Origin of the sequence: Streptacidiphilus sp. EB103A, from assembly GCF_041261405.1 — a bacterium.
GTDB lineage: Bacteria > Actinomycetota > Actinomycetes > Streptomycetales > Streptomycetaceae > Streptacidiphilus.
Genome location: NZ_JBGCAQ010000012.1, coordinates 49,278 through 76,250 on the forward strand (window position 1 = coordinate 49,278; position 26,973 = coordinate 76,250).

Genomic DNA, 26,973 nt, shown 5'->3' on the forward strand with positions numbered 1-26,973 from the left:
TTGGCTGATATGGACGTCGGCACACTGGTCGAGCAGGCGCGGGCGGGTCGGCCCCGGGCCGTCGCCCGGCTGATCTCGTTGGTCGAGGGCGCGGCCCCGGAGCTGCGCGAGGTCATGGCGGCGTTGGCGCCGCTGACCGGGAACGCCTATGTGGTCGGACTGACGGGATCGCCGGGAGTCGGCAAGTCGACCTCCACGTCGGCCCTGGTCAGCGCCTACCGGAAGCTGGGACGGAGGGTCGGCGTGCTCGCCGTCGACCCCTCGTCGCCGTTCTCCGGCGGCGCCCTGCTGGGTGACCGGGTGCGGATGCAGGACCACGCCACCGACCCCGAGGTCTACATCCGCTCGATGGCCACCCGGGGCCATCTGGGCGGGCTGGCCTGGGCGGCCCCGCAGGCCATCAGGGTGCTGGACGCCGCCGGATGCGACGTGGTCCTGGTGGAGACCGTGGGCGTCGGGCAGTCGGAGGTGGAGATCGCGGCCCAGGCCGACACCACCGTCGTGCTGCTGGCCCCCGGAATGGGGGACGGGATCCAGGCCGCCAAGGCCGGGATCCTGGAGATCGGCGACGTCTACGTGGTCAACAAGGCCGACCGCGACGGCGCCGACGCGACCGCCCGTGAGCTGCGGCACATGCTCGGCCTCGGCGAGCCCCGCGCCTGGCAGCCGCCGGTGGTGAAGACCGTCGCCGCCCGGGGCGAGGGCATCGACGAACTGGTCGACGCCCTGGAGAAGCACCGCGCCTGGATGGACGAGCACGGCGAACTCGCCCTCCGCAGGCAGCGCCGCGCCGCCCAGGAGATCGAGTCCATCGCGCTGACCGCGCTGCGCCGCCGCTTCGACCACCTGCACGGCGACCAGCGGCTACCGGCCCTGGCCCAGAAGGTCGCTGACGGTCAGTCGGATCCCTACACGGCCGCGGACGAGCTGATCGCCGGGATCACCCGGCTCTGACCGCCTGATGGAACGTCAGCCGCGTCCGCGCAGCCCGCGCAGATGGTCCGCGATGGGCGCCAGCGACTCGTACATGGACGAGATCTGCTCCGGTTCGAGCCGGTCGATGAAGTGCTCGCGCACGCTCCGGACATGGTGCGGAGCGACCTGACGCATCGTCTCCCAGCCGTGCTCGGTCAGCACCGCGTAGAGCCCGCGCCGGTCGCCCGGGCAGCCCTCTCGGGTGACCAGGCCGGCCGCCTCCATGCGGGTGATCTGGTGCGAGAGGCGGCTCTTGGACTGGAGCGTCGCCACCGCCAGGTCCGTCATCCGCATGCGGCGCTCGGGGGCCTCGGAGAGCTCGACCAGGATGGTGTAGTCGTTGATGGCCAGGCCGAACGGCTGGAGCCCGCGCTCCATCTGGTAGGCGAGGAGCCGGCCGACCTCCAGATGGGCGCGCCACAGCCGCTGCTCCTCGGCGTTGAGCCAGAGGGTTCCGTCCGCGTCGGGCGGAGACGGAGCCGGAGACAGTGCCGTTCTCGCGCTGGTGTCCATGGAAGAAATGATACCTGTGGATGTTGAATGTTGTACTAATTTTTAGTACGGGTCAGAAGCCCAACTGCCGGCCCAGCGCGCCCAGACCCGGCGGCAGCTGGCCGGCCTGCTGCGGGACCGCGCCGCCGGGGATGCCGGGTTCGTCCGCCACCAGGCCGGTGGCCAGTTCGGCCATCAGCACCTCTGTGGACTGGAGCAGGACCTGGCCGGCGCCCACGAACTCGAACTGGTGCTCCTCGCCGGAGGCGCCGCCGATACCGGTGAGCCGGCGCACCCCGCCGAGGACTCCGCGCATATAGGCGTGGTCGTAGTGATGGCAGGGGGAAGGGCAGTCGGCCCAGCCGACGAGGGCCTGCGGGTCCACCCGAACGGGTGGCTCCACGAAGTGGACGGGCCCGTTGGAGGCGGCGACGAACCTGCCCGTGCCGATCAGGGTCAGGAACCCGGGAATGATCGACTGCTTCAGCGCGAGAGTCGGCGCGTAGGCGAGCAGATTGCCGGAGCGCACCGTCAGGTTGCCCTCCTCCAGGTCGTACGAGTTCACGTCGTAGGCCCGGTCCGCCAGGATCATGTGGCCCTGGCCCTCGGCGACCACCCAGTCGGCGGCGTGGGTGGGGGAGTGGAAGCTGCTGGAGATCAGCGAGTCGAGCGGGCCGTAGCCGATGGGGTGGAAGGTGATGTTGCCGTAGTAGGCGACCATCTTCCCCTTCTGCAGGAACCAGCGGCCGTTGAGGGCGACGGAGAAGGCGTAGGGGTTGACGTTGTCGTCGGCGGGGAGCGTCGAGGGGTCCCAGACGACGGGGCCGGTGCCGGTGTTCACAGCTTCTCCTCGCTGGCCTGGACGAAGACCGTTCCGTTGCCGGTCAGTTCGAGCTGGAAGGCTTCGCCGGAGCCCCGGCCGACCGCCTCGCGCCAGCCGATGGAGGTGCTGACCCTGCTCTGCACCTCGCCGCGGTGGGCGACATAGGCCTGCGGATCGACGTGCACGGGGTGGTTGGGGGTGATCGGGATCTCGAAGACCCCGCCGTGGGCGAGCACCGCCGCGGCGCCGTGGCCGGTGAGGGTGGTGGTGAACAGGCCCTGACCGGTGGCCTGGCCGCGGATGATGCCGCGCAGCCCGCCCTGGGAGCCCATGAACATGGTGGACTGCTGCAGCGATCCCTCGAACACCAGCAGCCGGTCTGCCTCCACATAGAGGGTGTCGCCGGAGAGCTGGATCACATGGATGTGGTGGCCGCCGTGGCCGAACATCGCGCTGCCGCTGCCCTCGACCGTCATCAGCGGGGTGTCCTCGTTGGCGAGGCGGCGGCCGAGCATGGAGCCGATGCCGCCCTGGCCGCCCATGATGTCGGGGGTGAAGGTGACGTTGCCGCGGTAGGCGAGCATCGCGCCGCGCTGGCTGAAGAGGCGCTGGCCGGGGACGACCGCGGCCTCCACCATCTTGCTGTTGATCTGGGTGAACATTTAGGCGTCACCTGCGAAGGTCCGGCGCTCGGAGGGCTGGACGTAGACCAGTCCGTCGCCCTCGAACTCGATCTGGAAGCTCTCGCCGCCGGTCTCGCCGACCAGGGCGCGCCAGGTGACGTCGGTGCGGAAGCTCTGCTTGAGGTTGCCGGTGTGCGCGACGTACGCGCCGGGGTCGACCCGCAGCGGCAGGCCGGGGGCGACCCGCAGGATGACGGCGGGGCCGTCGGAGGTGACGGCGGCCCAGCCCTGGCCCTCCACCTTGGTGGTGAAAAGACCGTGGCCCTCGGAGGCGCCGCGCAGCCCGGTGAACTCGGTGCCGGTGCGCAGCGTCGCCTCGGTGCAGAGCAGATTGCTCGCCTCGACGTGCAGCCGCTCGCCGGAGAGCCGGACCAGGTTGATCTCGGTGGCGCGTTCGGCGAACCAGCAGGTGCCCTGGCCCTGGACCTCCATCACGGTCATCTTCTCGCCGGTGATCCGACGGGTGACCAGGCCGCGCAGACCCTCCCCGCCGCCGGTCATCCGTTTGAAGGTCATCTGGCCGTCGTAGGCGACCATCGAGCCGTTACGGGCCTTCACGCTGTCGCCGGCGAGATCCACCGCGAGCACGCGTGAGCCCTGCATTCGAAACTGAGCCACGGGCACACCGTAATGGGGCCGGTGCGGCGTTGTCAGGTGCGGGCGTGGTCGCCGGCGGAGGTCTCCACCTCCAGCAGCGAGGCGCTGTGCCGCTCCGCCTCGTACTTCGCGGCGCCGCCGCGGAGCCCGAACAGTCGCTTCGCCAGCAGCAGGTAGACCACGGCGAGGATGTTGATCAGCAGCGTCACCAGTTTGAGCCAGCTGACCTTGTCGGTCAGCTCGTAGATCTCCAGCGGCAGGAACGCGGCGGTGGCGACGACGGTGAGGTACTCGGCCCAGCGCTTGGCGGCCCACAGGCCGAAGGCCTCGACGATCTCGATGACGGCGTAGACGAACAGCGCGACGGCGGTGATCTCCAGCGTGGAGTGCTTGTAGCTGAAGGTCTTCTGGATGGTGCCCACGATCGGGGAGTTGTTGAGGTCGTAGTGGAAGTGCTGGGCGATCGGCTGGAACAGGGTGAGGTTGTCGTTGAAGAACTGCTGCACCGAGGTCTGGCTGTTGCTGAACTTCCAGACCGCTATGGCCACCAGGACGATGAACACGCCGCGGACCATCCGCTCCACGGCGAGGACCCGGAGGATGAACAGGTCGCGCAGCGCCCTGCCGCGGGGGACCAGCGGGGCGTCCTCTGCCTTGCCGCTGCCGTGCGGCTCGCCGAGGACGAAGTCGCCGCAGCGCAGGCAGCGCCAGGCGTCACCGAGGGCGGTGTCGGCGTGCAGTCGCTCGTGGAAGCGCGGCTCGGTGGGTGCGTAGGTGATGTGTCCGCGCCGTGAGCAGGTACGCCGGTTCCAGTCCCAGTTCATTGAGTCCCCCGTAGAAGGCCGATGGCGAGGCAAGAATATCGGTCGGCGCTCCGATCCATAGGGGGGCGACCCCCCGGACCCCCACGTGACCCCGCGACGGCGGGCGTCCGGGGCGGCGGTCGGCGGTGTACGGGGCTGGGCGATACTGGACCGCGTCGTCTTGCTTCCCGAAGGGTTCCCCGTGAAGAACAGTGCCGTCCACCGCCTGCGCCTGGTGTCCATGCCGGAGGGGCTCTCCTTCGTGCTGCTGCTGGTCTGCACGGTGCTGAAGTACACGACCTCGTTCAACGCGGTGCCGGTGCTGGGGATGCTGCACGGCATCCTCTTCATCTTCTACGTGGTGTTCGCGCTGTGGGCCTGGTATGCGCAGCAGTGGACCTTCCGGCACGCCGCCTGGGTGCTGGTGCTCTCGGTCATCCCCGGCGGAGGCTTCTACGCCGAGCGACTCATGGCCCGGGAGGAGCGGGAGGGCTTGGAAACCCCTGCCGTCGCGGTCTGACCCTGACGGTACGGTAAGAACGTGCCCAAGCCGCTGAGCCTCTCCTTCGATCCCATCGCCCGTGCCGACGAGCTGTGGACGCGGCGCTGGGGCGCCGTGCCGTCGATGGCGGCGATCACGTCCGTCATGCGGGCCCAGCAGATCCTGCTGGCGCAGGTGGACGCGGTGGTGAAGCCGTACGGGCTGACCTTCGCCCGGTACGAGGCGCTGGTGCTGCTCACCTTCAGCCAGGCCGGCGAGCTGCCGCTGTCGAAGATCGGCGAGCGGCTGATGGTGCATCCGACCAGCGTCACCAACACGGTGGACCGGCTGGAGCGGTCCGGGCTGGTCGCCCGCCGGCCGAACCCGATGGACGGGCGCGGCGTGCTGGCCGCGATCACCGAGCGGGGCCGGAAGGTCGTGGAGGACGCGACCCGCGACCTGGTGGCGATGGACTTCGGGCTGGGGAGCTACGACGAGGCCGGCTGCCGGGAACTGTTCGAGATGCTGCGTCCGCTGCGGGTCGCTGCGGGGGACTTCGCCGAGCCCGTGGTGGAACCCGGGGCGGTGTGAGAGATCCACTTTTCGGTGGCTACGCTCTCTCCCATGAACAAGTCGAACCCCCTGCTGACGGCGTACCGGGTGCTGGCGTATGTGACCGGCGTCGGACTGATCCTGCTGTGCGCCTCCTGCATCGCCTGGTACGGCTTCGGCGTGGGCCAGACGGCGGTGATGGTCGTCGGGACCATCCACGGCTGGGCGTTCATGGCCTACGCGGTGGTCGCCTTCACTGTGGGCAACAAGCTCGGTTGGCCGTTCGGCCGGATGGCCTGGGTCATCCTGGCGGGGACCATCCCGACCTGCTCGTTCATCGCCGAGCGCCGGGTGATGGCCGACATCCGCGCGCAGGTCGCCGACGGCGGGTCGAAGCCGCTGGTCAACGCCTGACCCTGAGAGTCTGAGGAGCGCGTCCCTTCGGGGCGCGCTCTTTTTCCGGTATAAATTTAGTAGGACATCCTAGTAGTTTGGGGCCGGGCTGATGGACGCACGTGAACGGTGGCAGCAGCGGTACGACGGCGCGCGGAAGCGCGACGCGGACTTCACCACGCTGAGCGGCGATGAGGTCGATCCGGTGTACGGGCCTGCGGACGGCGTCGTGCCGGAGGGGATCGGGTGGCCGGGGGAGTACCCGTTCACCCGTGGGCTGTACGCCACCGGGTACCGGGGGCGGGCCTGGACCATCCGCCAGTTCGCCGGGTTCGGCAATGCCAGGCAGACCAATGAGCGCTACCGGATGATCCTGGACGCCGGCGGCGGCGGCCTGTCCGTCGCCTTCGACATGCCCACCCTGATGGGGCGTGACTCCGACGACCCGCGCGCCCTGGGCGAGGTCGGCCACTGCGGCGTGGCCATCGACTCGGCCGCGGACATGGAGGTGCTCTTCGCCGGGCTGCCGCTGGGCGAGGTCACCACCTCGATGACCATCTCCGGGCCGGCCGTGCCGGTGTTCTGCATGTACCTGGTCGCGGCGGAGCGGCAGGGGGTCGACCCGGGCGTGCTCAACGGCACGCTGCAGACCGACATCTTCAAGGAGTACATCGCCCAGAAGGAGTGGCTGTTCGGCCCCGAGCCGCATCTGCGGCTGATCGGCGACCTGATGGAGTACTGCGCCGAGCGGATCCCGGCGTACAAGCCGCTGTCGGTCTCCGGCTACCACATCCGCGAGGCCGGCTCGACGGCCGCGCAGGAGCTGGCGTTCACGCTGGCGGACGGCTTCGCCTATGTGGAGCTGGGGCTCTCCCGGGGGCTGGATGTGGACGTCTTCGCCCCCGGGCTGTCCTTCTTCTTCGACGCGCACCTCGACTTCTTCGAGGAGATCGCCAAGTTCCGTGCGGCGCGCAGGATCTGGGCGCGGTGGCTGAAGCAGCGCTACGGCGCCAGGACGGACAAGGCGCAGTGGCTGCGGTTCCACACCCAGACGGCCGGGGTCTCGCTGACCGCGCAGCAGCCCTACAACAATGTGGTCCGCACCGCGGTGGAGGCGCTGTCGGCGGTTCTCGGCGGCACCAACTCGCTGCACACCAACGCCCTGGACGAGACCCTGGCGCTGCCCTCGGAGCAGGCGGCGGAGATCGCGCTGCGCACCCAGCAGGTACTGATGGAGGAGACCGGCGTCGCCAATGTCGCCGACCCGCTGGGCGGTTCCTGGTACGTGGAGGCGCTGACCGACCGGATCGAGGCTCAGGCCGAGGCGATCTTCCAGAAGATCCAGGACATGGGCGAGCCCGGGCATCCGGTGGGCCCGATGACGGCCGGGATCCTGCGCGGCATCGAGAACGGCTGGTTCACCGGGGAGATCGCCGAGGCGGCCTTCGTCTACCAGCAGGCGGTGGAGAAGGGGGAGAAGCGGGTGGTCGGCGTCAACTGCCACACCGGCAGCGTCACCCCGCCGCTGGAGATCCTGAGGGTCAGCCATGAGGTGGAGCGCGAGCAGGTGCGCGAGCTCGCGTCGCGCCGCGCCGCGCGGGACGAGGCGGCAGTGCGGGCCGGTCTGGACGCGATGCTGGCGGCGGCGCGGGACGGCAGCAACATGCTGCCGCCGATGCTGGACGCGGTACGGGCCGAGGCCACCCTCGGCGAGATCTGCGACGTGCTGCGGGAGGAGTGGGGGACCTACACCGAGCCGGCCGGGTTCTGAGGCCCCTTCAGTGGAGTCGAGGCCAGCGGAAGCGCCGTCAGCGGGGCCAGCAGCAGGGTGGTGAAGCGGCTGATCCACTCCGGGTCCGCGCACTCGCCGCTGACCAGCATGCGGTGCTCGACCGTGCCCGCGATGGTGTCGAAGATGATGTCGACGTCCTCGCGGGCCGCCTCGGGGCTGGCGTCCGCGGCCAGTTCGCCACGGGCCTGTGCGGCCGCGCGGCCCTGGTGGACCAACCGTTTCTGCGGATGGATGATCGCCTCGCGGACCCGCTGCCGCAACGCGGGGTCCCGGCTGGCCTCGGCGAACAGCGCCAGCAGCGCGGCCTGGCTCTCCGGGCGCGCCAGCAGGTCGGCGAACTGCCGCACCACGGACTCGATGTCGGCCCGCAGGCTACCCAGGTCGACCATCTCCAGCTCGTCGAACAGCACCGCGACGGCGTCCACGACCAGTTCGTTCTTGGAAGGCCAGCGCCGGTAGAGCGTCGTCTTCGCCACTCCGGCGCGGGCCGCGACATCCCCCATGGTCACCCCGCCCCAGCCGAGTTCCGCCAGCGCGACCCTGGTGGCGGCGAGGATCGCCACGTCCGCGTCGGCGCTGCGGGGACGGCCTTTGCGCGGGGCGGTGGCTTCGGTCATGGGGGTTCCTCGCGATGGTGGGGTCAACGGAGGTTATCCGAGTCGGCTGAGCGGCTGGGAACACCCGGGTGTGTCGGAGTGGTGCAGTTCACGTCGGAGTGCGTGCATCCAGGGGCGGTCGGGATATACGCTACGACTCGTAGCGAAAGATGTGACAACCACGCTGCCGCGCGGATGGGGATCCGCGCAGGGAAAGTCATGGGTCGGGCGATTCACACTGGAGCGCGCGGACGGGGGAGGATAGGGCCATGCAGCCACGGAACATGTCCATGCGCGGCGCGGTCGACCTCGCCGCGGTGAAGGCGGCGGCGGAGGCCGCCGAGAAGGCGGAGCAGGCCCGCGCAGCCCGCGCCCGCCAGGCCCAGGAGGGCGGCGGCGAGGCCCCGTCAGCCGGGCCCCTGGTCTTCGATGTGAGTGAGGCCGAGTTCGAGGCGGAGGTCGTCCCGCTCTCCGCCGAGGTGCCGGTGGTACTGGACTTCTGGGCCGAGGGGTACGCCCCCGCCGAGGAGCTCAACCCGGTGCTGGAGAAGCTCGCCGCCGAGTACGACGGCCGCTTCGTGCTGGCCAGGGTCGATATCAGGAACAGTCAGAACCTCGCCCGCCAGCTCCAGATCCGGGATCTGCCGACGGTGCTCGCGGTCGTCGCGGGCCAGCTCGTCCCGCTGTTCGAGGGGCCGGCCCAGGAGGCCGAGATCCGGCAGCTGCTGGACCAGCTGATCACCGTCGCCGAGCAGCGCTTCGGCATCGTCGGCGAGGTCGGCGCCCGGTCCGGCGGTGCGGTCGGGGAGCCCGTGGAGCGTCCCGAGCCGGCCGATCCGGCGATGTCCGCTGCGCACGACGCGCTGGACCGGGGCGACCTCGGCGGCGCGATCCAGGCGTACCGCAATGTGCTGTCCGACCGTCCGGCCAGCGTCGAGGCCAAGCTGGGCCTGGCGCAGGCGGAGCTGCTGCAGCGGGTGCAGGGCATGGACCCGCAGGCCGTACGCACGGCCGGGGCCGAGCGGCCGGACGACATCGCGGCCCAGCTGGCGGCGGCCGACCTGGACCTGGTCGGCGGCCATGTCGAGGACGCCTTCGGGCGGTTGGTCGACCTGGTGGGCCGCACGTTCGGCGACGACCGGGACCAGGTTCGGCAGCATCTGCTGGGTCTGTTCGAGGTCATCGGGGCCGAGGACCAGCGCGTGGTGAAGGCGCGGGGAGCACTGGCACGCAAGCTGTTCTGACGGCCCTGCGCCGACTCCTGGGGAGCCTGGAGATTTGACGACAAAGCCGTGACCGGTGGTCGTGTTTACCAAATCTTGACATGCGGCGGCCATGGTCACGGGGAGTGGCCGTCGCCGCCGCTTTTCTTCGGTTCTGTCACGTTTGCCCGCGTGTCGAACCTTCGCACCGTCACTCCTCGTCATGCACCCGCTGTTCGACCGGTCGCTTGAGTTCACCCACTCCTTACTCGCCAGTAATGAACTACTTGTGCAGCGGCCCCGTTTGGACCAACATCGGGCACGCCCGGTCCTTGTCCACCGCCCCGACCGCCAGTCGGGGGAGCGGATACGGAATCCCCACCGGGCAGGGGCCGGCGATCCGGTCTCTTGAGGACAGGGGGGTCTCCAGCCCCGACCGGTGGAGCCTGTCCTCACACGGCCGGGCACCCAGCACGGCATGTGGTTGTCGCTCGGGGGTGATCGCCGATGCTGCCGATCAGAGAATTCGTGCTCACGAGCTCATGCACGCAGCCGACGCGCTCCCCTTCCCGAGGACGTAGCTCTTCTCCCCATCCCAGGCCGGGGCCCAAGCGGGGCAGGCCGGAGATGTACGTCCGAGAAGGAGGACCTCGTTATGTCCCAGACTTTCGGCAGGACTCGCTGGAAGCGGTTCGCCATTGTCATGGTTCCGACCATCGCCGCCACGGCTGCGGTCGGCGTCAGCATCGCCCAGGGCGCGCTCGCCGCGTCGTTCAGCGTCTCCGGGCAGCAGTTCAAGGTGTCGGCCGGAAAGCTGGTCGGTCAGGGCTTCACCCAGTACGGCACCGTCCTGTCGCATGACACCAGCCAGGCGACCAACGCCAACACGGCTGTCCCGGTTGCTGTTTCGGGCTTCAGCACGGCCACCATCAACCAGCTGTGCCAGTCGGTGGCCTTCCCCACCCCGTTCGGCAACTACACGCTCACCATCAACGCCGGTGGCACGTACGACGCGGCGAGCGACACCGCCACTGGGCCCGTGGTCAAGGCCTCGAACCTGTACATCGACATGACCGACCTCAAGGCCGACACCGCGACGTTCAACGACATCAACATCGGTGTTGCGACCGGCGCGCTCGGCGGGGCGGGGACCCACAGCGGCGACGCGACCAACCCGGGCGCCTTCGCTCAGGAAGCCGGCTCGGCGACGCTGACCGGCGTCCAGCAGACCGCGTGGGCGACTTCCGCCTCCACGTTCTCGCTGAACGGTCTGCACATGTCCCTCGCTTCGGGTTCCACGGGCTGCTTCTGATCCGCTGAGGCGCGCCGGTCCACCCCCGGCCCTCCGCAGGACGCAGAACGGCTCCGCACCACACTGGCGGGGAGGGGCTCCGGTCCCTCCCCGCCGTGTTCCCACGGCCCATGCACCACTCTCCAGCCCAATGCACTACTCCAGCAGGGAGTCGCCACGTGACGAGCGCGACCGTACCGGCGCGGCCCGAGCCCGGGAACGCCTTCGCCAAGGGACGCCGGGCCTTCCGGAACTGGCGTCGCAGCCGCCCTTTCTGGGGCGGACTGCTCGTTGCCCTGGCCAGCCTGCCGATCATGTACTTCCCGTACAACGACCTGAGCGTCGGCGCCCTGCGCATCCATATGGCGACTACGGCTGGTGCCGGCGCTGCCGTGATCGGACTGCTGCTGCTGGCCCTCGGCATCTCGGTCTGGTTCCAGCCGCTGATCCGGATCTTCGCGGGCATCGCCGCCATCGTGCTGGCGCTGGTGTCCCTGCCGGTCTCCAACTTCGGCGGCTTCGGCCTGGGCCTGTTCCCCGGGCTGATCGGCGGAGCGCTGGTGTGCTCCTGGGCGCCCAACAAGGAGCAGCCCGAGGAGACCGCAGCAGCAGCCGAGGACGGCGACGCGGAGGAGGACGAGGAGGAAGAGGTGAAGCTCAACCAGCTGATGGCCGAGGAGGACGTCCGGCCCGCTGCTGAGCCCGCCAAGCCCGCCGAGGAGGAGACGACAAGTGAGTGACCCCGACTCCACCCGGTCGGACCGTCCCACCGACGCGGAGCAGATCCAGCGTCGTTCCGGCGCCCGCCATGCGGCCCCGAGGCCGACCGTGCGGGACCGGATGCAGCTTCCGGTCGGGCGGGTACTGGCCATGACCGCGGTGCCGACCGCGCTGCTGGTGGGTTCGATCGCCCCCAAGGTGGCCTTCGCCGCCGACGTGTCCAAGACCACCGCCACGAGCAGCACCGCGTCGGCGACCAGCGCGAGCGGCACGGGCGCGAACTGCACCACGAGCTCCCCGACGACGACGTCCAGCAGCGCCGCGAGCAGTGCCGCCAAGACTGCCAGGACGGCGACGTCCAGCGCGTCCGCGTCGGCCGCGCAGAAGCAGTCGTCGGCGAGCAAGAAGACCAGCACCACAACCACGACTTCGTCGACGTCGGGTACCGCGGTCACGCCCAGTGCGTCGGCCTCGGCGACCCCGTCGGCCAGCGCGTCGCCGAGTGCGTCGGCCAGTGCGTCGGCCGGAGGGCTGCTGGGTCTGCTCGACGGTCTCGGCAACCTGCTGACCGGCAACCACGCCGCGGCCGCGACCACCACTGCGTCCGCCAGCCCCACAGCCACGGCCACGACCTCGGCCACGTCGACGGCCACCTCCGCACCGCGGGCCGCCGCCGCCGCGACTGCTTCGGCAAGCCCGTCGGCGAGTGCCTCCGCGTCTTCGGCCACCGCCTCGCCCAGCGCCTCCAGCTCGGCCGGCGCCACGGCCAAGCCCAGCAGCACAGCGTCGAGCGCGGCGGCCAGCCCGACGGCGAGCGCCTCCGCGAACCCGAGCTCCTCGGCCGCCGCCGCGGCGAACCGGCTCTGCAATGCCAGCAAGCTGGCCGCTCCGCTGGAGACCCTGCCCGCGGGGACCTTCCCGGTGGACCCGTGGACCCTGAAGACCAGCCGACTTGAGCTGATCAACACTCAGTTCTGGGGTGTGAAGACGGTCCACACGGCCGGCGGCGACGTCCGGGTGCTGAAGTTCACCGCCCAGCAGGTGAACATCGACAACCTGGACATGTCCGCACCGCAGGACGGCCGGAAGCTGCACGTCCAGGGCGGTTCGGGGACGACCTCCACGATGCGCGGGGGCACCGTCACGATGTACGTGACCAGCCTCTCCGGGACCCTGTCCAAGGCCGAGGGCATTCCGCTGGCCTGGCTGAACGTCAGCCTCACGCTGACCCCGGACACCCTGCCGGCCTGGCTGTACGACCTGATCGGCGCGGTGCCGATCCCGCTGACGCTGGAGCTGACCAACGCCACCGCGATCCAGGCGGGGCAGACCGGCGGCAATCTGACCATCCCTGGGATGCACCTGTACTACACCCCGCTGAGCTGACCATCCCCCCACCCTGGTCGGCGCACGACGAAGGGCCTGTCCGGATCGGCCGGACAGGCCCTTCGTCGTACTGCGGTGGTGTCGTGCGGCTCCCGCGTGGGCGTCAGCGCCGCCCGCCGCTGCCGCTCTCGCCCAGGTGGTGCACCCGGAGCATGTTGGTGGTGCCGGACACGCCGGGGGGCGAACCCGCGGTCACGATCAGGGTGTCGCCGTCGCTGTAGCGGCCCAGACTCTGGACGGCCCCGTCGACCTGGTCGACCATCGCGTCGGTGGTGCCGACCTGCGGGGTCACAAAGGTCTCCACGCCCCAGCTGAGGGTGAGCTGGTTGCGGGTGGCGGCGTCCGGTGTGAAGGCCAGCACCGGGATCGGCGAACGGTAGCGGGACAACCGGCGGGCGGTGTCACCGGACTTGGTGAAGGCCACCAGGGCCTTGGCGCCGAGGAAGTCGCCCAGCTCGCAGGCGGCGCGGGCGACGGAGCCGCCCTGGGTGCGCGGCTTGCGGCCCGGGTTCAGCGGCTGGAGGCCCTGCGACAGCAGCTCCTCCTCGGCCGCCTCGATGATCCGCGACATGGTCTGCACGGTCTCGATCGGGAACTTGCCCACGCTGGACTCGGCGGACAGCATGACCGCGTCCGCGCCGTCCAGGATGGCGTTGGCGCAGTCGGAGGCCTCGGCGCGGGTGGGGCGCGAGGCGGTGATCATCGACTCCATCATCTGGGTGGCGACGATGACCGGCTTGGCGTTCCGGCGGCACAGGGTGATCAGGCGCTTCTGCACCAGCGGCACCCGCTCCAGCGGATACTCGACGGCGAGGTCGCCGCGGGCCACCATCACCGCGTCGAAGGCCAGGACGATCTCCTCCATGGCCTCCACCGCCTGCGGCTTCTCGACCTTGGCGATGACCGGGACGCGGATCCCGACCGCGTCCATGACCTCGTGGACGTCCTTGATGTCCGCGGCGTTGCGCACGAACGAGAGGGCCACCATGTCGACGCCGAGGGCCAGCGCGAAGCGCAGGTCCTCCTTGTCCTTCTCGGACAGGGCGGGGACGTTGACGGCTGCTCCGGGCAGGTTGATGCCCTTGTTGTTGGAGAGGACGCCGCCCTCGACGACGCGGGTGACCACGCGGGGGCCGTCGACGCTGACGACCTCCAGGGCGACCACGCCGTCGTTGATCAGGACCGGGTCGCCGGGCTTCACGTCGCCGGGCAGGCCCTTGTAGGTGGTGCCGCAGATGTGCTGGTCGCCCGGGACGTCCTCGGTGGTGATGGTGAAGGTGTCACCGTTCTCCACCGTGACCGGGCCGTTGGCGAAGGTGGCCAGACGGATCTTCGGGCCTTGCAGGTCGGCGAGGACGCCGACGGCGCGTCCGGTCGCTTCGGAGGCGGCGCGTACGTTCTTGTAGCGCTCCTCGTGGTCGGCGTGGACGCCGTGACTCATGTTCAGACGGGCGACGTTCATTCCAGCTTCGATCAGAGCTTTCAACTGTTCGAAGTTGTCCGTCGCGGGACCCAGGGTGCAGACGATCTTGGCTCGGCGCATATGGCTCATTCTATCGGGTCGCCCTTCGGGTGTATTTTCGATCGGTTCGCACGGCTGACCAGTCCTATGCGGCCGGGCTGACCAGGCCGAATGTCTGCTGGGCGATCTCCAGCTCCTCGTCCGTGGGCACTACGGCGACGACGACCCTGGAGCCCTCCCGGGAAACCACCCGGGGCTCCGCGGAGCGCATCGAGTTCAGGGCGGTGTCGAGTTCCAGGCCCAGCGACTCCAGGCCGGACACGGCCGCCTCGCGCACGTCCACGGCGTTCTCGCCGACGCCGGCGGTGAAGGCGATCGCGTCCACCCGTCCCAGCACGGCGTAGTAGGCGCCGATGTACTTGCGCAGCCGGTGGATGTAGATGTCGAAGGCGAGCCGGGCGGCCCGGTCGCCCGCGGCCATCCGGCGGGTGATCTCCCGCATGTCGTTGTCCCCGCACAGGCCGAGCAGCCCGCTGCGGCGGTTGAGCAGGGTGTCGATCTCGTCCACGGAGAACCCGCCGACCCGGTGCAGGTGCAGCAGCACGGCGGGGTCCAGATCGCCCGAGCGGGTGCCCATGACCAGGCCCTCCAGCGGGGTGAGCCCCATCGAGGTGTCCACGCAGACCCCGCCGGCCACCGCGGAGGCGCTGGCGCCGTTGCCCAGGTGCAGCACGATCACATTCACCGCTTCGGGTGACTTTCCCAGGAGTCGGGCGACACGGCGTGACACGTACTGGTGGGATGTGCCGTGGAAGCCGTAGCGGCGGACGGCATAGCGGTCCGCGGTCTCCGTGTCGATGGCGTAGCGGGCCGCGCTCTCCGGCATGGTGGTGTGGAACGCGGTGTCGAACACCGCCACCTGGGGCAGATCGGGACGTAGCTTGCGGGCGACCTCGATGCCGGTGATGTTGGCGGGGTTGTGCAGCGGCGCGAGCGGGACGAGCTCCCGGACGGCGTCCAGCACCTCGTCGGTGATCAGAGTGGGGGCGGTGAAGCGGCTGCCGCCGTGCACCACGCGATGGCCGATGGCGGCGAGCTGCGGGGAGTCCAGGCCCAGGCCGAGCGCGGCGAGCTCGTCGGCGATCCGCGCGAGCGCGGTGGCGTGGTCGGGGCAGCCCCCGTCTTCGGCGGACGCGGCGCCGATGCGCTCGACCAGACCGGAGGCCGGCCGGCCGCCGTCGGCCATGTCGATCAACTGGTACTTGACCGAGGAGGAACCGGAGTTGACGACCAGAACGCGGGAAGCCTCAGTCATGCCGTTGCTCCTTCGTGAGCTCAGCGGCGGCCTGTTGGGCCTGGATGGCTGTGATGGCGACGGTATTGACGATGTCCTGGACCAAGGCGCCGCGGGACAGGTCGTTCACCGGCTTGCGGAGACCCTGGAGCACCGGGCCGACGGCGACCGCGCCGGCCGAGCGCTGCACGGCCTTGTAGGTGTTGTTGCCGGTGTTCAGGTCCGGGAAGATCAGCACGGTGGCGCGCCCGGCGACCTCCGAGCCGGGCAGCTTGGTCGCGGCGACCAGCGGCTCCACCGCCGCGTCGTACTGGATCGGGCCCTCGACCAGCAGGTCCGGGCGCTGCCGGCGGACGATCTCGGTGGCCTTGCGGACCTTGTCCACGTCCACCCCGCTGCCGGAGGTGCCGGTGGAGTAGGAGAGCAGGGCGATCCGGGGCTCGACCCCGAAGCGGGCGGCGGTCTCCGCCGACTGGATGGCGATGTCGGCGAGCTGTTCGGCGTCCGGGTCGGGATTGACCGCGCAGTCGCCGTAGACCAGCACCCGGTCGGCGAGGCACATGAAGAAGACCGAGGAGACGATCGCGGCGCCCGGCGAGGTCTTGATGATCTCGAAGGCCGGGCGGACGGTCGCGGCCGTGGAGTGGACGGCGCCGCTGACCATGCCGTCGGCGAGGCCCTCCTGCACCATCAGGGTGCCGAAGTAGCTGACGTCGGTGACCACGTCCTGGGCCGCCTCCACGGTCATGCCCTTGTGCCTGCGGATCTCGGCGTAGCGCTCGGCGAAGCGGTCCCGCAGGGGGGAGGTGGCCGGGTCGATGATCCGGGCCCGGGCCCGTTGCCCGGCGTTCTCGGCCGTGCGGTCGAGTCCGAGGTCGATGCCGAGCTCGGCCAGCCGCTTGCGGACCGCGTCCTCGCCGCCGAGCAGGGTGAGGTGGCAGACATTGCGGCGCAGCAGGACCTCCGCGGCCCGCAGCACCCGCTCCTCGGTGCCCTCGGGCAGCACGACCTCCCGGAGCCCACCCGTCGCCCGACCACCACCCCCTTCCGCGACGCTTCGCGTCACACCTCCTTCTCCCCGGGCGCGTTCCAGCAGCTCGTGCTCGAACATCATCGGAGTGACCCGCTCGGAGCGGCTCAGCTCGATCCGGCGGGTCAGCTCGGCGGTGTCGACATGCAGCTCGAACAGGCCCAGCGCGGTCTCGGCTTTGCGGGGGCTGGCCGCGGTCAGCTTGCCCTCCAGCGCGGACAGGCCGGTCGCGGTGGCGAAGCTGCCCTCGGGGACCACCGCGACCGGGGTGCCCGGGGCCAGCCGGGCGGCCAGCCGCATCACATCGGCGCCGGGGCTCTGCCCCATCGTCAGCAGCACCCCGGCGATCGGCGGGGAGCCGGCGGCATGGGCGGCCAGCGAGCCGATCAGCAGGTCGGCCCGGTCGCCCGGGGTGATCACCAGGCAGCCCTCGGAGAGGGCGCCGAGGAAGTTGGGCAGCATCGCCCCGCCGAACACGAACCGGCGGACGTCCCTGGCCAGCCCGGAGGCGTCGCCGAGCAGGACCTCGGCGCCGGTGGTGTCGACGACCTGGGCCACGGTCGGCGCGGAGAGCGCCGGCTCGTCCGGGATGACGTAGACGGGTACGTCCGGCCGGGTGGCCAGGCGGCGTTGGACCTCCTGCTTGTCGCGTCCGGTGACCCGGTTGGCGACCATGGCCAGAATGCTGCAGCCCAGGTCGGAGTAGGCGCGGTGGGCGTTGCGCACCTCGGCGACGACGGTGTCGGCGCTCTCCCGGTGGCCGCCGACCACCGGCAGCACCCAGGCGCCGAACTCATTGGCCAGCCGGGCGTTGACGGCCAGTTCGTCCGGGATGTTGGTGTCGGCGAAGTCGGTGCCGAGCACCAGCACCGTCTGGCACTGGCGCTCCAGCTCCCGGAACCGGTCGACCAGCGTCCCGATCAGCTCGTCCGGGCCGCGCTCGGCCTGCAGCGCGGCGGCCTCGTCGTAGCTGAGGCCGTACATCTCCTCGGACGCGAGGTCGATCCGATAGCGGCCGCGCAGCAGTTCCACCACATGGTCGGTGCGCGAGTGCGTCAGCGGGCGGAAGACCCCGACCCGGTCGACCTGACGGGTCAGCAGTTCCATGACCCCCAGTTCGACCGCCTGACGGCCGTCCCCCCTGCCGATCCCGGTCACATAGACACTGCGCGCCACAGGGGGCACTCCGTTCGCTCTGCCTGGCCACTGATGGACGGGCCCGGCGCGGACGATGCCCTACCGGCCCCGCTCAACGAGCCTACCTTCGCACCGGTGACCGGGGTACGCCCGGCGGGGGCTCCGGTCAGCGGGCCAGCTGGGCGCGCCAGTGGTCGAACAGCGACTCGGGGTTGCCGGTGTAGGACCAGGGCACCCGGGTGGGCCGGTCCCCCAGGTGGCGGAACACCTCGGCGGCCTCGTCGGAGAGCCCGGCGTAGACCAGCCCGTGCGCCAGCATATTGAGGTCGGCCACGTCCTGGGCGTACTCCATGCCGCTGCGGTGCGCGATCCACTGCCGCATGGTGCTGTGCAGCGCCTGCACCGCGACCTCGTGGTTCCAGTGGTAGGTCAGGCCCACCGCGGCGGTGCCCTCGGTGTCGACCCGCTGGCGGTAGTGCTCCGCCCGGGCGGCCTGGGTGAGCGCGGCCAGCGGGGATCCGTGCGGTGCGAAGGCGGCGCTGTCGCGGGCGAAGTTGTACATCTCGCCGTGCGATCCGTGCCAGCGTGCGGAGAGGTGGCGCAGCACCTGGTGGTGGCCCTCGCGGCTGTAGGGGTCGCGGGCCTGCAGCTCGCGCCACCAGTGCCAGACATGAGGATGGCCCTGGCCGTAGAGGCGGGCCAGGGTCATCAGGGACACCCAGGGCAGCGGGTCCGCGGGATTGCGTTCGGATGCCTGCAGGCAGATCCGGGCGGCGCGGTCGAGATGGGAGCGGTCCAGGCTGTCCTCGGAGGCGGGTGGCGCGCCCTGGGTCCGGTTGGTCTCGGCGACCGCCGAGAAGATCCGCATCACCTCGGTCTCGGCCCGCAGCACCAGCGCGTCCGGATTGTCCGGCTCGGCGGACTGCCAGGTCTCCACCGTGCGTATACCGGCCGCGGCGTCGGCGAGCAGTCGGACCCGGTGGGTGCGCCGGTCCCAGTCCCGGCCGGTGTCCCTGAGCAGGTCCCGGGCACCCTGCCAGCGGCCCACCACCAGGTCCTGCCGGGCGGTGGCGAGCGCCGCGTCGCCGTAGGTGGGGTCGAAACGTACGGCGGTGGTGGTGCGTCTCTTTGCTCTTGCCATAGGAGGGACCGCTTCTCGTCGGGAGTCGGTAGAGCTACGTCCGAGGGGTCGAGCAGCTTGTCGAACACGGGGCGGAAACGTCGACAGCGGGTGCCGGAACCGGACGAACCGGATCCGACACCCGCAGATGCTACTGGCTGTGTGTAAACGCGTGGTGACTGTGCCCAAATCTGACGCCTGATCAGATATCTGTGGCCAGCCCGCCTCCGCTGCTGCCGGTGCCGGCGGCGGTCAATGTGCTCTCCCCGTACAGGGCGTCGACCTCGTCCGAGGCGGTCGCGTCGAGGCGGACGGCGCCGGGGCGGTAGTAGTCGCTGCCGTTGGCCCAGTAGTAGGCCATCGGGATGATGCCGATGGCCAGGGCGCCCAGGCCGATCAGGATGGTGGTGAGGTTGAGAGTCATGCAGTTCTCGACGAACAGGAAGGCCATGAAAACGGCGCCGGCCAGCGGCCAGAGGCCGACGAAGATGGCGTTGGAGACGGACTTGAGCACCAGCTTGCGGTAAGCCACCACGACGGCCAGCCCGGCCAGCGCGTAGTAGATCGAGATCTGGAGGCCGATGGCGGCGACCGCGTAGCCCATGATCTTGGTGACGCTGCCGAGCGAGTTGGACGCGACGAACAGGCCCAGGGAGACCACGACGACCACGACGATGGCGACCCACGGGGTCTGCCAGCGGGAGTGCGACTTGCCGAAGGCGGCCGGGATGGTCTTGTCGCGGCCCATGGCGAACAGCGAGCGGGTGACCTGGATCAGGGTGGTCTCCAGGGTGGCGACGGTGGAGAGAACCACCGCGATCACCAGGATCTTGCCGCCGGTGCCCGGCCACACGGTGTTGCCGAGCGTGGTCAGCAGCGGCGCGGAGTTCGGGTCGTTGATGTCCTTCTGACTGATGATCATGTTCACCGCGATGGTGACGATCTCGAACAGTGCGAACACCGCGACGACGCCGACCAGGCCGCCGAGACCGGAGTTCTTCTTGCTGTTGCTGGTCTCCTCGCTGAGGTTGGCGGTGACGTCCCAGCCCCAGAAGTAGAAGGCGGCGATCAGTGCCGCGCCGGCGAAGCCGCTGATCCCGCCGAAGTGGCCGAAGCCCCACAGCCAGGACCAGGAGAAGGTGGCGGCGGAGCCGCCGTGCACCAGGGCAGCGATGCCGAAGACCACCAGGATGGCGACCTCGATGCCCGTCATGATCCACTGGGCGTGCGCGGTGATCCGCGCGCCCAGCAGCACCAGCAGCGCCATCACCAGGAAGGCCACCGAGCCGACGGCGATGCACGCCCAGGTGTTGTGCGCGGCGCTGTCGCTGAACAGCGAGAGGGTGTACTGCCCGGCGGGCAGTGAGCCGGCCACCATGAAGATGGTCGCGGAGACCACCAGTGACCAGCCGCTGAGGAAGCCGAGCGCGGGGTGAAGGGCCCGGCCCACCCAGGAGTAGCTGGCGCCGGCGTTGACGTCCAGCCGGCCGAGGTAGTTGAAGGCCCAGGCGATGCCCAGCATCGGAATCGCGCACCAGAGCAGGGCCGCCGGGCTGACCAGTCCGGCGGCGCCGACCAGGACCGCGGTGGTCGAGGCCAGGGAGTAGGCGGGGGCGCTGCCGGCCAGGGCCATGATGACGGTGTCGAAGCCGCTGAGCACATTGGCCCGCAGGCCGCCTCTGGTCTCGACGGATATGTCGTTGGACAACGTGATGCCTCTCCTGGGGCCGCCGCCGGAGGGTGCGACGCGTCAGGGCGCGGCAACAGGGATTCCCACGGCAGGGGTGCGTACGACAAGGGGTACGTGCGGGTGGTGAGGGGCGTGCGACGCTGCACAGTGCGGCGGTACCGCGGGTTTCGCAGGGGTACGGGGCGTCGCGCCCCGGAAATGTTGCGGGATTGCCGCTTCGGCACCTGTGGGGTCGATGCGTGCCATATGGTGCCCGCCCCCTCGCCCCGCTGGCAATGGTTTGACGGATTTCGTTTACTGATCCTTCACAACTGCTGATTCCGTGCAAGAATTCGTTGATCGCAACTGATTTCGTTGACCTCTGGATGTCAAATGCCTGAAACGCCAAGCGTGGACCTGTCCGGTACCGACCGCACCCGGCTCCGTCGGCTGCGGGAGAACGGACGCACAGACCGTTCCGAACTCGATCTGGTACTGGCCGCGGGCTTCCTCTGTCACCTGGGGGTTCTGGTGGACGGGGCGCCGATGGTCGTCCCCACCGTCTACGGAGCCACGGCGGACACCCTCTATCTGCACGGCTCGGTGGCCAGCCGCAGCCTGGTCGCCGCACCGGAGGCAACGGTCTGCGTGACCGTCACCCATGTCGACGGGCTGGTGCTGGCCCGCTCGGTGTTCGAACACAGTGTCAACTACCGCTGTGCCATGGTCTACGGCGTGCCCCGGTGGGTCACCGACGCGGAGGAGAAGCTGGAGGGGCTGCGGGTGCTGAGCGAGCAGGCGGCCCCGGGGCAGTGGGACTACGCGCGTCGCCCCGACCGCAAGGAGCTCGCCGCGACCACGCTGCTGGCGCTGAGCCTCGACGAGGCGTCGGTGAAGATCAGCGCGGGGCCGCCGGAGGACGGCGACGGACCCGACGCGGAGCTGGGGCTCTGGGCCGGGGAGCTGCCGGTACGGCAGGTGTGGCAGGCGCCGGTGCCCGACCCGGCGCTGCCGCCGGGCATCGCCGTCCCCCCGCACATCGCCGCCATGCACCAGCCGTAGCTAGAGAGCCCACTCCCGCCGCAGCGCGGCGAGGGCGTCGTGGAAGCCGGGGAAGGTCTTGCGGACGCAGCCCGGGTCGTCCAGCGTCACGCCCCCCGGGATGCCGTCCCTGGCCAGGCCCAGCGCCGCGATGGAGAAGGACATGGCGATGCGGTGGTCGCCGTGGCAGGCGACGGCCGCCGGGGTCGGACGGGCGGGCTGGATCTCGATCCAGTCGCGGCCGGCGCTGACCGGGACACCCATCGCCGTCAGGTTCTGCTCGCAGGCGGCGAGCCGGTCGCACTCCTTGACCCGGGTGTTGTAGACGTCCTCGATCCGGACCGGGCCCTCAGCGAAGGGGGCGATCGCGGCGAGGGTGGGGACGGTGTCGGAGATGTCGCGCATGTTCACGGTCACGCCCCGCAGCCGCTCGGGGCCGGTGACGGTGACCGAGTCGGTGCTCAGCTCCACCTCGGCGCCCATCTCCCGGAGCACCTCGGCGAAGCGGATGTCGCCCTGGAGCGAGTCCGAGCCCAGGCCGGGGATGGTGACGGTGCGTCCGGTGAGGGCGGCCGCGGCCAGGAAGTAGCTGGCGGTGGAGGCGTCCGGCTCGATCAGGTAGTCGGTGGCCCGGTAGGGCTGCGGGGGGACGTGGAAGGTGTCGCCGACCCGGCGCGCGTCGTTGCCGAAGCGCCGCATCATGGCCAGGGTCATCTCGACATAGGGGACGGAGACCAGGTCGGAGACGGTGATGCCGAGGCCCTCGGCGGTCAGCGGGCCGACCAGCAGCAGCGCGGTGAGGAACTGCGAGGAGAGCCCGGCGTCCAGGGTGAGCGCGCCGCCCTTGATGCCGTCGGCGCGGACGGTCAGCGGGTGGTGCCCCTCGGCCAGCTCATGCGTGAGATCGACGCCCAGCTCGCGAAGGGCGCCGGTGAGCGGCCCGAGCGGGCGGCGGCGCATCTGCTCGGAGGCGTCGAAGCGGAAGGTGCCGCGGCCCGCGGCGGCCAGGGCCGGCAGGAAGCGCGCGGTGGTGGCGCCGTCGCGGCAGTAGACGTCCGCCTCGGCGACGGCCGGACCGGCCGGGCGGCCCTCGATCGTCCAGGTCTCCGGCTGCCGGTCCAGCCGGTAGCCGAGGGTGGTCAGGCCCTCGGCGAAGCCCTCGCTGTCGTCCGACAGCAACGGTCGGCGCAGCACGGAGCTGCCCTCGGCGGCCGCGGCCAGGAACAGCGCGCGGGCGGTGATGGACTTCGAGCCGGGGATCTGGACGACGGTCATGCGGGAGAGCCTAGAACCGTCGCCGCCATCCGGTCCGGTACGTCCGATGTGCGGACGTACCGGAGCTGGACCGGGATCCGGTCAGGCGGGACTGAGCCAGATGGTGGCCAGCGGCGGCAAGGTGAGCTGGGCGCTGGTATCGCGGCCGTTCCAGGGGGTGGACTCGGCCTTCACCGGGTCGGGGTTGCCGACTCCGCTGCCGCCGTACACCTCTGCGTCGGTGTTGAGCACCTCCAGCCAGACCGAGTCGCGGACGTCGGCCCGCACGGTCGGCAGGCCGATGCGGTAGTCCTCCCGGACCACGGGGGAGAGGTTGGTGACGCTGATCAACGGGCGGCCGTTGCGGTCGGCGCGGACGAAGCTGAAGACGTTGTCCTCCGCGGCGCCGCCGTCGATCCAGGAGAAGCCGGCCGGGTCGGTGTCCAGCTGCCACAGCGCCGGGGCGTCCAGGTAGATCCGGTTGAGGTCGCGGACCAGGTCCTGCACACCGCGGTGGTCGGCCGCGGCCGGCCAGTCGTCCGCCAGGACCCACCACTGCGGGCCGGTGTCGTGGTCCCACTCGGCGCCCTGGGCGAACTCGGTGCCCATGAAGACCAGCTTCTTGCCCGGGTGGGCCCACATGTAGGCCAGGTAGGCGCGGGTGTTGGCGCGCTGCTGCCACCAGTCCCCGGGCATCTTGGACACCAGCGACTTCTTGCCGTGCACCACCTCGTCGTGGGAGATCGGCAGCAGGTAGTTCTCCGAGTACGCGTACACCATCGAGAAGGTCATCTCGTTGTGGTGGTACTTGCGGTGCACCGGCTCGTGGCTCATGTACTGCAGCGAGTCGTGCATCCAGCCCATGTTCCACTTGAGCCCGAAGCCCAGCCCACTGTGCTCGGTGGGGCGGGTGACGCCGGGCCAGGCGGTGGACTCCTCGGCCACCGTCACCACCCCGGGGCAGCGCCGGTAGACGGTGGCGTTCATCTCCTGCAGGAAGCGGACCGCGTCCCAGTTCTCCCGCCCGCCGTCGGCGTTGGGCGACCAGGCGTCACCCTCGCGGGAGTAGTCCAGGTAGAGCATGGAGGCGACCGCGTCCACCCGCAGCCCGTCCACGTGGTACTCCTGGCACCAGAACACCGCGTTGGCGACCAGGAAGTTGCGCACCTCGGTGCGTCCGTAGTCGAACTCCAGGGTGCCCCAGTCCGGGTGCTCGGCGCGCAGCGGGTCGGCCGGCTCGTACAGCGGGGCGCCGTCGAACTCGCGCAGCGCGAAGTCGTCCTTGGGGAAGTGCGCCGGGACCCAGTCCACGATCACCCCGATGCCGGCCCGGTGCAGCGCGTCCACGAGCGTCTTGAAGTCGTCGGGAGAGCCCAGACGGGAGGTGGGGGCGTAGAAGCCGGAGACCTGGTAGCCCCAGGAGCCGCCGAACGGGTGCTCCATCACCGGCATCAGCTCGACATGGGTGAAGCCCAGGTCGCGGACGTAGGCCGGCAGCTCCACCGCCAGCTGCCGATAGCTCAGGCCGGGCCGCCAGGAGGGCAGGTGGACCTCGTAGACGGACATCGGCCGGTCGTGCGCGGTGGCGCGGGCGCGCCGGTCCAGCCAGTTCTGGTCCTGCCAGGTGTACGCGGAGGCGTGCACCACCGAGGCGGTGGCCGGGGGCACCTCGGTGGCCTGCGCCAGCGGGTCGGCCTTCTGCAGCAGCCGCCCGTCCCGGGTGGCGATCTCGTACTTGTAGCGGGCGCCCTCACCGATGCCGGGCACGAACAGCTCCCAGACCCCGGAGCCGCCCAGCGAGCGCATCGGGTGCGCGGCGCCGTTCCAGCCGTTGAAGTCCCCGATGACGCGTACCCCCGAGGCATTGGGCGCCCAGACCGCGAAGGCCGTGCCGGTGACGCCCTGCACGGTGCGCGGGTGCGAGCCGAGCACGTCCCAGAGCTGCTCGTGCCGGCCCTCGCTGATCAGATGCAGGTCCGTGTCGCCCAGGGTGGGCAGCAGCCGGTAGCCGTCGTCCTGCAGTGCCTCCACCCCGTCGTAGGTCACCCGCAACCGGTAGGGCCCGAGCTCCGGCCCCGGCACCAGCACCGTGAACAGGCCGTCCTGCTGGTGCGTCAGCTCGTACCGCAGCCCCGCGGCGGTCTCCAGCACCACCCGCTCCGCGAACGGACGCAGCACCCGAACCGCCGTCCCGCCCGGCACCCGGTGCGCGCCCAGCACCCCGTGCGGGTCGTGGTGCCATCCGCCCACCAGCCGCGCGACCTCGCCGGGCGGCAGCGACGCGTCCGGTACCCGCCTCGGGCCGTCCTCCGGGACGGCTGCGATCCGCGGCTCGACGGCTGTGATCTGCGGTTCGACAACCGCTGGCCTTGGCTCGACGACTGCTGCGGCGATGGGGCGGGTCGGGTCGAACTTGGTCACGGCCGGTGCCTCTCTGGGGATGGTGGACGGGGGATGGTGGGTGGGTGTTCTGATGGGACGCTAGAGGAGTGGGGTCAACGCACTGTTACCTTCCGGCTGCCTGCGCGAGACGGACGATCGCCGACATCGGGATGGCCAGCCACTCCGGACGGTTCCCGGCCTCGTAGACGACCTCGTAGACGGCCTTGTCCGTCTCCATCGCGTGCAGCAGCACCGGATCCGCGGTGGGGTCCTCGGCGCCGGCCGCCGCGTATCCCGCGCAGAAGGCGGCGCGGTTGCGCAGCGCCCAGGTCGAGGCCAGGGCGCTGAGCCGGGGCAGTTCCGGGTCGCCCGAGGGCAGCTCGGTCAGCAGATGGGCCGCCGCGTAGTCGAAGGACCGCAGCATCGCCGCGACGTCCCTGACGGCCGGCTGCACCCGGCGCCGCTCCTCCAGCGGCTTGGCCGGCTCGCCCTCGAAGTCCAGCAGCGTCCAGCCGCGGGCGATCCGCATCGACTGGCCCAGGTGCAGGTCGCCGTGGATCCGCTGGGCCCGCAGCAGCCGTCCGTCGCGGGCGGACCTGGCCAGCTCCTGGAAGATCCGCCGGAGCGGATCCCGGTAGGGGGCGAGCGCGGGGACCGCCAGCGCGGCGGCGTCCAGACGCAGCGTCATGGCGTCCGCCATGGCCTCGATCTGCGGGCGGTCCAGCACGGTCACCGGCAGGCTGCGGGCCAGGGCCAGGTGCACCTCCGCGGTGGCCCGGCCGAGCAGGAACGACTCGGCGGAGAAGTTGCCGGTGATGTGGTCGCAGGGGTGCCCGTCCCGGCTGCCCTGCCACTCCGGGTCGGTGCGCAGCCTGCGGACGTGCGCGAGGGCGAACTCCCAGCCGTCCTTGCCGCCGAGGAGGTAGCGCTGCAGCAGCCCGAGGGTGGCCGGCTCTCCGGGGGCGTCCGGGAGGTCGCCCTCGAACCAGGCCAGCGGGGTGGGGACGCGTCCCGACCCGGCCCGGCTGAGGGCCAGCGAGAGCTCCAGGTCCGGGTTGAGCCCCGGGGTGATCCTGCGGAACAGCTTGAGGATGGCGCTGTCGCCGTAGACGATCGAGGTGTTGCTCTGTTCGGCGGTGCCGACCCGGGCCGGGCTGCCGGGGGCGGCCAGGTCGGTGAGCTCGGGGCCGTGCGGGGCGTGGAAGACCAGCGGGCCGAGCCGGCTGCCCTGCGGCGCGCCGCCGCTGATGACGGCCCGCAGCAGCCGCAGCGCCAGCGCCGGGTGGTAGCTCGCGTCATAGGTCAGCAGGCCGTCGTGGCGGCCGCCGCCGATCCGGCCGATGACGGCGGCGCGCAGCCGCTCGGCGGTGGCGTCGGGGCCGGTCGGCGCGTTCGGGGCCGCTCCGAGCAGCAGTTGGTAGAGGTCGGGCTGGTCCGCGGAGTAGTCGACCTTGAGCAGCAGGTGCAGCAGCAGCGGCTCGTCGGCGCCGCCCGGCAGCAGGGTGACGGTCGCCGGGGAGACGGCGGTGATCGGCCGGTGCTTGCCGGCGAACCAGCGCTGCCGCGGCAGCCAGTCGCGCAGCAGCGGCAGCACGTTCCGGACCAGGGCGTCGAGGTCGGTGCCGCGCACGGTGGTGGTCGAGGGCAGGGTCGGGGACTGCGTGGTGGTGGACGGCGTGGTATTGGACGGCGTGGTGTTGGACGCTGTGGCGGCGGATGCGGTGCCGGCGGATGCGGTGGTCGTGGCGGCAAGCGTACGAGGTCGGGAGGTGTCGGACATTTCTCCCTTTCCCCGGGG

The 26,973-nt window shown here is 70.8% G+C and carries 24 protein-coding genes; 10 read left to right on the top strand and 14 right to left on the bottom strand.

Features of this window, described 5'->3' with window-relative positions; all coding sequences use genetic code 11:
* The first annotated feature begins 9 nt into the window (after positions 1-9).
* Complete coding sequence (meaB, locus tag ABH941_RS20530; RefSeq protein ID WP_370130870.1) at positions 10-954, top strand: methylmalonyl Co-A mutase-associated GTPase MeaB; 945 nt, start codon at positions 10-12, stop codon at positions 952-954.
* A 15-nt stretch (positions 955-969) separates the two neighbouring features.
* Here meaB and ABH941_RS20535 read toward each other — a convergent pair whose 3' ends face one another.
* From ABH941_RS20535 to ABH941_RS20555, 5 genes are read right to left on the bottom strand one after another with little or no spacing between them, the layout of a single operon-like run.
* On the bottom strand, positions 970-1,488 hold the full coding sequence (locus ABH941_RS20535) for a MarR family winged helix-turn-helix transcriptional regulator (protein ID WP_370130871.1): 519 nt from the start codon (positions 1,486-1,488) through the stop codon (positions 970-972).
* Positions 1,489-1,540: 52 nt separating this feature from the next.
* A complete protein-coding gene (locus tag ABH941_RS20540) occupies positions 1,541-2,308 on the bottom strand; it encodes an AIM24 family protein (RefSeq protein WP_370130872.1) in 768 nt (255 codons plus the stop codon).
* Entirely contained in the window at positions 2,305-2,952 is a 648-nt protein-coding gene (locus tag ABH941_RS20545; protein WP_370130873.1) for an AIM24 family protein, read from the bottom strand. The genes ABH941_RS20540 and ABH941_RS20545 overlap by 4 nt, the downstream gene beginning before the upstream one ends.
* A complete protein-coding gene (locus ABH941_RS20550) occupies positions 2,953-3,591 on the bottom strand; it encodes an AIM24 family protein (RefSeq protein WP_370130874.1) in 639 nt (212 codons plus the stop codon). It lies immediately after the preceding gene.
* Between the two features lie 32 nt (positions 3,592-3,623).
* On the bottom strand, positions 3,624-4,394 hold the full coding sequence (locus ABH941_RS20555; protein WP_370130875.1) for a DUF2127 domain-containing protein: 771 nt from the start codon (positions 4,392-4,394) through the stop codon (positions 3,624-3,626).
* 181 nt (positions 4,395-4,575) lie between these two features.
* Between ABH941_RS20555 and ABH941_RS20560 the strand changes: the two genes are divergently transcribed.
* The 4 genes from ABH941_RS20560 to ABH941_RS20575 all read left to right on the top strand — a co-directional run bounded on the left by ABH941_RS20560 (position 4,576) and on the right by ABH941_RS20575 (position 7,570).
* Positions 4,576-4,893, top strand: coding sequence for a DUF3817 domain-containing protein (locus tag ABH941_RS20560; RefSeq protein WP_370130876.1), 318 nt, complete (start codon positions 4,576-4,578; stop codon positions 4,891-4,893).
* 21 nt (positions 4,894-4,914) lie between these two features.
* Positions 4,915-5,445 carry a MarR family transcriptional regulator gene (locus ABH941_RS20565; RefSeq protein ID WP_134000735.1) on the top strand — a complete coding sequence of 177 codons (531 nt, stop codon included), beginning with the start codon at positions 4,915-4,917 and terminating at the stop codon, positions 5,443-5,445.
* Between the two features lie 33 nt (positions 5,446-5,478).
* Positions 5,479-5,820, top strand: coding sequence for a DUF3817 domain-containing protein (locus tag ABH941_RS20570; protein ID WP_134000733.1), 342 nt, complete (start codon positions 5,479-5,481; stop codon positions 5,818-5,820).
* Between the two features lie 91 nt (positions 5,821-5,911).
* Positions 5,912-7,570: a methylmalonyl-CoA mutase gene (locus ABH941_RS20575; protein ID WP_370130877.1), complete on the top strand. Its 1,659-nt coding sequence runs from the start codon at positions 5,912-5,914 to the stop codon at positions 7,568-7,570.
* On the opposite strand, the gene ABH941_RS20580 is transcribed toward ABH941_RS20575, so the two are convergent.
* Complete coding sequence (locus ABH941_RS20580) at positions 7,546-8,208, bottom strand: TetR/AcrR family transcriptional regulator (protein WP_370130878.1); 663 nt, start codon at positions 8,206-8,208, stop codon at positions 7,546-7,548. The two genes, ABH941_RS20575 and ABH941_RS20580, sit on opposite strands and share 25 nt — an antisense overlap.
* A gap of 248 nt (positions 8,209-8,456) precedes the next feature.
* On the opposite strand from ABH941_RS20580, the gene ABH941_RS20585 reads away from it, so the two are divergent.
* The 4 genes from ABH941_RS20585 (at position 8,457) to ABH941_RS20600 (ending at position 12,786) form a co-directional block, all read left to right on the top strand.
* A complete protein-coding gene (locus ABH941_RS20585; RefSeq protein WP_370130879.1) occupies positions 8,457-9,431 on the top strand; it encodes a tetratricopeptide repeat protein in 975 nt (324 codons plus the stop codon).
* A gap of 613 nt (positions 9,432-10,044) precedes the next feature.
* Positions 10,045-10,701, top strand: coding sequence for a DUF6230 family protein (locus ABH941_RS20590; protein ID WP_370130880.1), 657 nt, complete (start codon positions 10,045-10,047; stop codon positions 10,699-10,701).
* 158 nt (positions 10,702-10,859) lie between these two features.
* A complete protein-coding gene (locus ABH941_RS20595; RefSeq protein ID WP_370130881.1) occupies positions 10,860-11,420 on the top strand; it encodes a DUF6114 domain-containing protein in 561 nt (186 codons plus the stop codon).
* Positions 11,413-12,786 carry a hypothetical protein gene (locus tag ABH941_RS20600; RefSeq protein WP_370130882.1) on the top strand — a complete coding sequence of 458 codons (1,374 nt, stop codon included), beginning with the start codon at positions 11,413-11,415 and terminating at the stop codon, positions 12,784-12,786. The genes ABH941_RS20595 and ABH941_RS20600 overlap by 8 nt, the downstream gene beginning before the upstream one ends.
* A 103-nt stretch (positions 12,787-12,889) precedes the next feature.
* Here the strand turns inward: ABH941_RS20600 and pyk are convergent, their stop codons facing one another.
* The 5 genes from pyk to ABH941_RS20625 form a co-directional block, all read right to left on the bottom strand.
* Positions 12,890-14,329, bottom strand: a complete 1,440-nt coding sequence (gene pyk / locus ABH941_RS20605) for a pyruvate kinase (RefSeq protein WP_134000722.1) — start codon at positions 14,327-14,329, stop codon at positions 12,890-12,892.
* Between the two features lie 64 nt (positions 14,330-14,393).
* Entirely contained in the window at positions 14,394-15,563 is a 1,170-nt protein-coding gene (locus tag ABH941_RS20610; RefSeq protein ID WP_370130883.1) for an acetate kinase, read from the bottom strand.
* Complete coding sequence (gene pta, locus ABH941_RS20615; protein ID WP_370130884.1) at positions 15,556-17,748, bottom strand: phosphate acetyltransferase; 2,193 nt, start codon at positions 17,746-17,748, stop codon at positions 15,556-15,558. The genes ABH941_RS20610 and pta overlap by 8 nt, the downstream gene beginning before the upstream one ends.
* Positions 17,749-17,875: 127 nt before the next feature.
* Positions 17,876-18,850 (bottom strand): hypothetical protein, encoded by a 975-nt coding sequence (locus ABH941_RS20620; RefSeq protein WP_370130885.1) that lies wholly within the window; start codon positions 18,848-18,850, stop codon positions 17,876-17,878.
* A 181-nt stretch (positions 18,851-19,031) separates the two neighbouring features.
* Positions 19,032-20,525: an APC family permease gene (locus ABH941_RS20625; RefSeq protein WP_370131027.1), complete on the bottom strand. Its 1,494-nt coding sequence runs from the start codon at positions 20,523-20,525 to the stop codon at positions 19,032-19,034.
* A 366-nt stretch (positions 20,526-20,891) separates the two neighbouring features.
* Here ABH941_RS20625 and ABH941_RS20630 point away from each other — a divergent pair, with 366 nt between their 5' ends.
* Positions 20,892-21,560 (top strand): pyridoxamine 5'-phosphate oxidase family protein, encoded by a 669-nt coding sequence (locus ABH941_RS20630; protein WP_370130886.1) that lies wholly within the window; start codon positions 20,892-20,894, stop codon positions 21,558-21,560.
* On the opposite strand, the gene aroA is transcribed toward ABH941_RS20630, so the two are convergent.
* The 3 genes from aroA to ABH941_RS20645 form a co-directional block, all read right to left on the bottom strand.
* The gene (aroA, locus tag ABH941_RS20635; RefSeq protein WP_370130887.1) at positions 21,561-22,814 is read right to left on the bottom strand and encodes a 3-phosphoshikimate 1-carboxyvinyltransferase; all 1,254 of its coding nucleotides are present in this window, start codon (positions 22,812-22,814) and stop codon (positions 21,561-21,563) included.
* Between the two features lie 81 nt (positions 22,815-22,895).
* Positions 22,896-25,214, bottom strand: a complete 2,319-nt coding sequence (gene glgB, locus ABH941_RS20640) for a 1,4-alpha-glucan branching protein GlgB (RefSeq protein WP_370130888.1) — start codon at positions 25,212-25,214, stop codon at positions 22,896-22,898.
* A gap of 85 nt (positions 25,215-25,299) precedes the next feature.
* Positions 25,300-26,955: a maltokinase gene (locus ABH941_RS20645; RefSeq protein WP_370130889.1), complete on the bottom strand. Its 1,656-nt coding sequence runs from the start codon at positions 26,953-26,955 to the stop codon at positions 25,300-25,302.
* Between the last annotated feature and the right edge of the window lie 18 nt (positions 26,956-26,973).